6 protein-coding genes and 1 pseudogene are annotated in these 7,709 nt (G+C 65.1%); 1 reads left to right on the top strand and 6 read right to left on the bottom strand.

The window, feature by feature from the left end:
- Positions 1 to 134: 134 nt before the first annotated feature.
- Positions 135 to 1,055, bottom strand: a complete 921-nt coding sequence (locus KVT39_RS35860; protein ID WP_217591356.1) for an NAD(P)/FAD-dependent oxidoreductase — start codon at positions 1,053 to 1,055, stop codon at positions 135 to 137.
- Positions 1,056 to 1,118: 63 nt separating this feature from the next.
- On the opposite strand from KVT39_RS35860, the pseudogene KVT39_RS35855 reads away from it, so the two are divergent.
- Positions 1,119 to 1,214 (top strand): annotated as a pseudogene (locus KVT39_RS35855) (AsnC family transcriptional regulator); the annotation flags it as partial.
- A 199-nt stretch (positions 1,215 to 1,413) separates the two neighbouring features.
- Here KVT39_RS35855 and KVT39_RS35850 read toward each other — a convergent pair.
- From KVT39_RS35850 to KVT39_RS35830, 5 genes are all read right to left on the bottom strand, one after another.
- Complete coding sequence (locus KVT39_RS35850) at positions 1,414 to 3,567, bottom strand: alpha-galactosidase (RefSeq protein ID WP_217591355.1); 2,154 nt, start codon at positions 3,565 to 3,567, stop codon at positions 1,414 to 1,416.
- 5 nt (positions 3,568 to 3,572) lie between these two features.
- Entirely contained in the window at positions 3,573 to 4,424 is an 852-nt protein-coding gene (locus tag KVT39_RS35845; RefSeq protein ID WP_217591354.1) for a carbohydrate ABC transporter permease, read from the bottom strand.
- Entirely contained in the window at positions 4,425 to 5,348 is a 924-nt protein-coding gene (locus KVT39_RS35840; RefSeq protein WP_217591353.1) for a carbohydrate ABC transporter permease, read from the bottom strand.
- 58 nt (positions 5,349 to 5,406) lie between these two features.
- Positions 5,407 to 6,645, bottom strand: a complete 1,239-nt coding sequence (locus tag KVT39_RS35835) for an extracellular solute-binding protein (RefSeq protein WP_217591352.1) — start codon at positions 6,643 to 6,645, stop codon at positions 5,407 to 5,409.
- A 68-nt stretch (positions 6,646 to 6,713) separates the two neighbouring features.
- The coding region (locus KVT39_RS35830) for an ABC transporter ATP-binding protein (protein ID WP_217591351.1) at positions 6,714 to 7,709 on the bottom strand (996 nt) is incomplete at its 5' end.

Here is a 7,709-nt window from a genome sequence, read left to right as displayed (position 1 = left end):
TACTACAGGCAACTCAGAAATGCCGCTGACGTGTCCGCATTAACTTAAACCAACCAGCCTCCACGATTCCCGGTGCGATTCATAGCGCTAATAATGAACGCCTACAGTTGCACATTCGACGGCCAACTATTCGATTACTCGAAGATTCGACGAAGCCTGTAGAGATTCGGCATTCCCGCGCTGAAGACAGCGGGCTCGACCATTTGCTTGCTCCACAGCCATTCGAGCAGCTGTTGCGCCCTGGCCGCTTCCATCGATCTGCCGAGAAACGCAATCAGCTCGAGCGGATGCGTTGCCCGCGTCAGCATGTCGAGGAGCGGAAACAGCGCCACGCCATTCCAGAACGCGACAGGTCGATCAAGACTCGGATGCTGCAAGGCGGGATGCGCGGTGACGCGGTCGCCGGTCGCGCAAGGCACCACGACAATGCCGGTATTGCGGGCGAAGCGGATCGGACTGTGCAAGGGCAACGGAGGCGCGGGCTCGCTGGGCTGGGGCTGGTTCGACGGCACGTGCGCCAATTCGTCTTGCAGCGCGTGCGTCATGAGGTCTACGCGCGCCGCGGTTTCGTCGCCGAGCGAGGACGTCGCAACCGTATCGGACGTCAACGCGGGCGTCGAGCGCAGGCGCCAGAAAGGCGACTCGGCGCACCATGCCTGACGGTAGTACCCGGCCGTCCATGCGAGGTGACGCGCCGCGCTTTCGATCAGGCGCGATTCGTAAAAGCGCTGCGCCAGTTCGCGCTCCGAGGCATCGCTTGCCCGGCACCACGTGTTGATCGCGATAGCGGCCTGGAGCGAGAAACGCATCGCCTTCTCGACGCCCGAGGACGAGATCGGGTCGAGCGCGAAGGCCGCGTCGCCGAGCTTGATGCGTCCGTCCTGCCAGGAGAGCGCGTCGACGTAGGGCATCGATACGCACATGCGCGGCGAATCGCACCAAGGCAAACCTGCAATGTCCTTGAACAAGGCGCTTCGCGTGCAGGCGTTGCGCAAGACAGACTCCGGCTCGCGTTCGAGCGCGTCGTCCCGCGCGGACGGATCGAACGTGAACATAACGCGGTAACGGCCGCCCGGCAGCGCAGCGCCCCACATCCATCCGTCATCGAGCGAACCGATATGCGGATCCTCCGGCACCTCGAACGGGACGGACGCATCAGCAATCAGGACCTCGCAAACGCGGTCGCGCTGTCGCCGTTGGCGTCGGCGTGCCTGCCGACGCTGCGCTGAAACGGCTCGGCCGCGTGGGCAGCTTGTCGACTTTTCCGCGCGTCCGGGCTGCCCCCGATGGTATGGCCCGCTCGCGCGTGCGGACTCATCACAGTCCGACAGCCGCCGCCTGTGCGATCAGCAAGCCCGTTCTGACGAACCGTCACGAACAGAAGCTCGTTGCACGGTTCGCCGAACCGGCCGCTTACACCAGCCGCCTCACATGCTCCAGCGCAATCAGCACGCACGATTCAGGTGGCAGCGGCGGTAGCGGCACGCCGATGTCCAGCAACGTCGCTCCCGACAATTCGGCGCCTTCGCCACCCATGGCCGCGAACAGATCGGTCTGTTGCACGAAGTGCGGCGCGACGGGCACATGAAGGAAGCGGACGCGATAAACGACATCGCGCTGCAAACCCTCGATGCGCAGCGGCAATGCGTAGCGCGTTTCGTCCTCGTGCAATCGATAGACGGCCAGCAGCGACGCCATCCCGTCGTCGGCGACGGCCTGGGTCCACGACAGCGCACTGCCGGCACGCCCCTGCCGCAAGGTTCCGCCGTGCAGGACCGGCCGCCACGTCTTGTACAGCGCAATCCATCGGCGGGCTTCGTCGAATTCCTCGGTAGACAAGGTTCGCGGATCGATTTCGAGCCCGAGGTGACCAAAGATAGCGACGGCGGCCCTGAACGCCAGCGTATGCCGTCGCCCTGTCGTATGGGAGCATTCCGCGCCGATGTGCGCGCCCATCACCTCGGGCGGAAAGAAACGCAGGAAACCGCGATGGATGCCGATCCGGGCCAGCGCGTCGTTGCAGTCGCTCGTCCAGATCCGCTGAACGTATTCCAGCACGCCGTAGTCGGCACGCCCCCCGCCGGATGCGCAGCTCTCGATCTCCACCGACGGAAACGCGCGACGCAACCGGTCCAGCAACGCGTAGAACGCACCGGTCTGGCGACGGTACGCAGCGAGGCCGTGGTGGCCCGCGGTCGCAAGATCGCGATTCATGTCCCACTTGACGTAAGAGATCGCTTGCTCACGCAGCAATGCACCGACCTGCGCGAAAAGATGGGCCGCCACCTCGGGCTGCGCCAGGTCGAGCACCAGCTGATTGCGCCCCGTCACCCGCGGCCTGCCGTCTAGCCGGAGCACCCACTCGGGATGGGCGCGATACAGGTCGCTATCCGGATTGACCATTTCCGGCTCCATCCAGAGCCCGAATTCCATGCCGAGGCCGCGCACGCGCTCGATGAGCGGCGCGAGTCCGCGCGGATACTTGTCGGCATCGGGCCACCAGTCGCCCAGCCCGGCGCGATCGTTGTTGCGTCGATGAAACCAGCCGTCGTCGAGCACGAAGCGCTCGACGCCCAGCCGCGCGGCGGCACGGGCCAGCTCTTCGAGATCCGCGAGATCATGCTCGCAATACACGGCCTCCCAGGTATTGAGCATGACGGGGCGCGGGCGCATGGGCTGCTGCGGCGTGTTCAGCATGTTTGCGCGAACGAAACGATGGAACCCGGCGCTCAGTCCGTTCAGGCCGCACGTGCTATACGACAGGTAGGCGCACGGCGTGCGATAGCGTTGCCCGGGGCCAAGCACGACTTCCCCCGGGGCCAGCCACTCGCCCAACTGGAGTTGCCGACGACCGTCGAGTATGGGTTCGATGACGATCGAATGGTTGCCGCTCCATCCCAGGTGCGCGCCATAAACCTGGCCTTCGTCGTCACCGAGTGACGAACCGATCATCACGCCCGGAAACGAGTCATGGGACGTGCGGCCGCGCCGGTTGTCCCGGCGCCACGTTGCGACGCCGAGGCGCTCGCGCGTTTCCTGGAACTCGAGGGTCCAGCGCCCGAAGAAACCCAGTACCTGGTCTGCGTCGGGCGGCAACGGCACCGATGCCGCGGCCAGCCAGTCCACGCGAAACGGTGTCTCGCCCCGGTTCTCCACCTCGGCCCACATCGTCACGACGTCCGACACCGGATCGATCGCATAACTGAGCGTCACGCCCAGCGCGGCTTGCTCGTCGCTCAGCTTCAGCAACATGCCGTGCTCGTTTTGGCTGACTTCGTCGAGCCGGAATTGCTGCGCCCAGTCCGTGTCGCCGCCCGTCCCCGGGCGGGCGCCCGCCAGTGCGGGCTGATGAAACCAGCCGAACCCGTGGGTCGGCAGGACAGTGAACGGCGGATCGCCGTCGAGCACCGTAGGCGGGTGTGGTCGCGCGCTCGCGGCGCGCCACACGCCGGCACGTTCATCGGGTTTCGCGCCGAAGTGACGCCATACCGGCGGCATGCCGGACGACTCCTCCAGCGCGATGCAGACGTTGGAGCCGTTCAAGCACACCAGTTTCGTATCGAACATAGGTCTTACCCTTTGGTGGCCCCCATCGTGAGGCCGGCAATGAAGTGTTTTTGCTTGAAGAAAAAGATCAGGACAGGCGGAAGGGCTGCCACGATCGACCCGGCCGCGACGAGATGCCATTGAGCGACCCAGATGCCGCTCAGCGTCTTCAGCCCGGCGGTGACCGGCATCGCGTGATCGCCCTGCACCAGCACCGTCGCCCAGAAGTAGTCGTTCCACACGAAGGTGAAGACCAGTACCGAGATCGCCGCCATCGCCGGCCGCACTAGCGGCAGCACGACCTTGTAGAAGACCTGGAACTCGGTCGCACCATCCATGCGGGCCGCTTCGATCAGCTCGCGCGGCAGCTCGATGATGAAGTTGCGCATGAAGAACGTGCAGAAGCCGATATTGAACGCGACATGGAACAGCACGAGGCCCGGCACGGAGTTGTAGAGCCCCAGTTGCAGGCTCATCAGGCGGACCGGAATCATCAGGATCTGGAACGGCACGAAGTTGCCGGCCAGGAACAGGAAAAAGACCGGCAGGTTCAGCCTGAACCGATAGACGCCAAGCGCGAAGCCCGCCATGCAGCTGAGGGCCACCGCGCCGATCACCGCGGGCAACGTGATCAGGCAGGTGTTGACGAGATAGCGCGCAAGCGGCGTATCCGTGAACACGGCGCGATAGTTCTCCACGATGCGCCACTCGGTCGGCCATCCCCAGTAGTTGCCGGCGAAGATGTCGGCGGACCCGCGAATCGACGTGAGCGCGACGGCCAGGAGCGGCAGCAGCCAGACGACGAGCGCGACGGCAAGCACGACGCGGTACAGCCATTGCGCGGAACGGCCGGCCTGTTCGATCGGTGTGGGAAACATTCAGGCAAGCTCCTTTTCCTGCGTGTAGACGCGAACGATGACGAAGCCGATATAGACGAGCATCAGCAGAAACAGGATCGTCGCGATCGCCGAGCCGTAGCCGACCCGATAGCCGTAATCGCCGAGTGCCTGTTCGTACATGTAATAGGCGAGCACCCGCGACGATCCGTACGGGCCGCCCTGGGTCATGATCGACACCATGTCGAAGCTGCGCAGCGTGCCGACGACCGTCACGACGATCGCCACGAACGTCGCGGAGCGCAACTGGGGCAGGATGACGCGACGCAGCATCGACCAGCCATGCGCACCTTCGAGGCGGGCTGCCTCGATCAGGTCGGCCCGCACGTTCGACAGGCCCGTCAGGTAAAGAATCATGCAGTACGAAATCTGCGGATAGAGCCCGGCGGCAACGATGCCGTAGGTGACGTACCGCTCGTCGGACAGCACGGCCAAGGGCGGGATGCCAAACCCATGGAGCACGTGGAACAGCAGGCCGTTGGACGGATCGTAGAACCAGCCGAACACGAGCCCGATCACGGCCTGCGAGATCACGAACGGAAAGAAGAACATCGACTTGACGGCGCGTATCCCGAACACGTTCTGATTGAGGAACAGCGCGAAGAACAGGCCGGCGGGAACGGCCAGCAGAAAGCCGACCAGCCAGATGATGTTGTTCCTGAACGCCGTCCAGAAATCGGGGTCCCCGAGGAGCTCGAGGTAGTTGCCCAGGCCGACGAAGCACGGCGTGCTCAAGCCGTCCCACGCATAGAAGCCGAAGCCGATCGAGCGTGCGATCGGGACGATGACGTAGACGGCGAACAATACGAGCGCGGGCGCGAGAAAAAGCCAGGGCGCGATCGCGCGCCGGTGACGCTCCCAGAACGTGACGCGCGGGGCGCCGACGGATGTGGCAGTGGATTGCACGAAACCTCCGGTGGCGGACGAACGCGACGCCGCGTCCGTCCGGGCCACGATTCGATCGTTATTTGTAGACGCGCTGGCGAACCTGCTCCAGCCGGTCGAGCACCTCGCCACGCGAGTCGGGTTTCAGCATGTAGCGCTCGAATCCGTCCATCGCGGCCTGGGTCAGCTCGGGCGCGGCATCCCGGTCGAAGAACTGCGACAGCCCCTGTGCGTTCGCGAGCAGCGCCGCGCCGGCCTTCAGATACGGATCGCTCGGCGGCGGCGCATCCTGGTTGACCGCCAGTTCCTCGGTGCGCTCGCCGTACCGGGCCTGCACGTCCGCGCGCGCCATATAGGCGAGGAAGCGGCGCGCATCGGCCTTGTTCCGCGCATTCGCGGGGATGTGGATCGACTCGATCGGCGCCTCCTCCGCGCGGGGGACCGCGGGATCGATCGTCGGGAACGGCATGAAGCCCAGCTTGTCCGGGCCGAGGCCGGCCTGCTTCATCGGCGCCACCACGAAGTTGCCCATCAGGTACATCGCGCCCTTGCCTTGCGCGAGCGACGCGGCCGCCTCCTGCCATGTGTAGGACGCGTGATTGGCGAGGAAATAACCCGGCTTCGTCAATTGATCCCAGCGATCGAACACGGCCTTGACGCGCGGGTCCGTCATCGGCACCTTGCCGCTCGTCAGTGCCATGTGGAACGGAAAGCCGTTCACGCGCAGGTCGAGATAGTCGAACCACGCCAGATTCGTCCACGGCTCCTTCGTGCCGATCACGAGCGGCGTGATGCCGTTCGCCTTGAGCTTTGCGCACGCGTCGAGCAATGCCTGCCACGTCTTCGGCGGCTCGATGCCGAACTTTGCGAAGAGGTCCTTCCGGTAATAGTTGCCCCACTGGTAATACGTGTACGGGATGCCCCACTTCTTGCCGTCGAGGGTCAGCGCCGGTGCCGCCGACTTCAGCTTGGCGTCGAGATTCCCCTTCGCCCACAGATCGGACACGTCCTCGAACAGCTTCGCACGCACGAACGGCTCCATCTTGTGCCCCGGATACCAGTTCACGACATCGGGCGCGTCGGCGGTCAGGAAATTCCGGATCGCCGTCTTGTACGCATCGTGGTCGAAGCGGTTGACCTTGACCTGCACGTCGGGGTTTTCCGCCTTGAAGCCGTCCACCGCGGCGTCGAACGCGGCCTTCACCGCGACATCGGACGTATCGGTGTTGATGACGAGGGTGGCGGCGCCGGCATTCAATGCGGCCGTGGCCGCCAATGTGCACAACACGCTCTTCAACACGTTCCTGCGCATATTCATCGGGATCTCCTCCTTGTGGTTTGCGGCGGCGTCGCGCCGCTCGTATCGTTGCGTTGATTGCTTCCGGTTCACGCGTACGAGGCCAGCAACGGCGCTTCCTCGTCGATGCAGCGCCGCAGTGCCTGCCCGCTGCCGTCGAACGCATGCAGCTTGTCGGGCGGCATGAACAGTGAAAGACGGTGGCCCGCACCGACGTTCGTCGTGCCGGGCAGCTTGGCGATCCACTGCTGCCCCGCATCGTCGCCGCGCAGGTAGACGTAGGTCGCTTCGCCGAGCCGCTCCTGCCAGGTCGCCTCGCGCACGAGATGCTGCCGCTCGCTGCCGAGCGCGAAATCCTCCGGGCGGATGCTGAGCGTGAGCGGTTCGCCCGGGCGCAACCGGCGGGCATCGACGCAGGCCGACAGCACTTCGCCGCTCGCGAGACGCACCCGCGCCTGCCGCTCCCCGGCGTCGATCAGCACGGCGTCGATGAAATTCATCTTCGGCGAACCGATGAACCCGGCGACGAAGCGGTTGCGCGGATGGTGGTAAAGCTCGAGCGGCGATCCGGCCTGCGCGAGACTGCCGTGCTGGCGCGTCGCCTCGCCCGAATTGAGCAGCACGACACGGTCGGCGAGCGTCATTGCCTCCACCTGGTCGTGCGTCACGTAGATCGTCGATACATGGCCGATCTCGCGGTGAATGCGCGCGATCTCGTGGCGCGTCTGCACGCGCAACGACGCATCGAGATTGGACAGCGGTTCGTCGAACAGGAAGACGCCCGGTTCGCGCACGATCGCCCGTCCGATCGCGACACGCTGCCGCTGGCCCCCCGACAGCGCCCGCGGCTTGCGATCGAGCAGGTGTTCGATCTGCAGCGCGCGCGCCGCGCCGAGCACCTTGTCGCGAATCGTCGCCTTGTCGACGCGCGACAGCGTCAGGCCGAACGACAGGTTTTCATAGACGGTCATGTGCGGAAAGTGCGCGTAGCTCTGGAACACCATCGATACGCCGCGCCGCCCAGGCGGCACCTCGTTGAACCGCCGGTCGCCCATGAAGATTTCCCCGTCCGTGTTGTCCTCGAG

This window comes from Burkholderia sp. GbtcB21 (assembly GCF_019091065.1).
GTDB classification, from domain to species: Bacteria; Pseudomonadota; Gammaproteobacteria; order Burkholderiales; family Burkholderiaceae; genus Burkholderia; species Burkholderia pyrrocinia_C.
Note: the sequence above shows the minus strand (reverse complement) of the source record. Positions and strands in the feature narration are given on the sequence as shown.

What these genes read in the sequence shown, in the direction of transcription:
- KVT39_RS35845 (WP_217591354.1), bottom strand. Translation starts at nt 4,424, where the DNA reads ATGTTTCCCACACCGATCGAACAGGCCGGCCGTTCCGCGCAATGGCTG.
- KVT39_RS35860 (WP_217591356.1), bottom strand. Translation starts at nt 1,055, where the DNA reads ATGTTCACGTTCGATCCGTCCGCGCGGGACGACGCGCTCGAACGCGAG.
- KVT39_RS35835 (WP_217591352.1), bottom strand. Translation starts at nt 6,645, where the DNA reads ATGAATATGCGCAGGAACGTGTTGAAGAGCGTGTTGTGCACATTGGCG.
- KVT39_RS35850 (WP_217591355.1), bottom strand. Translation starts at nt 3,567, where the DNA reads ATGTTCGATACGAAACTGGTGTGCTTGAACGGCTCCAACGTCTGCATC.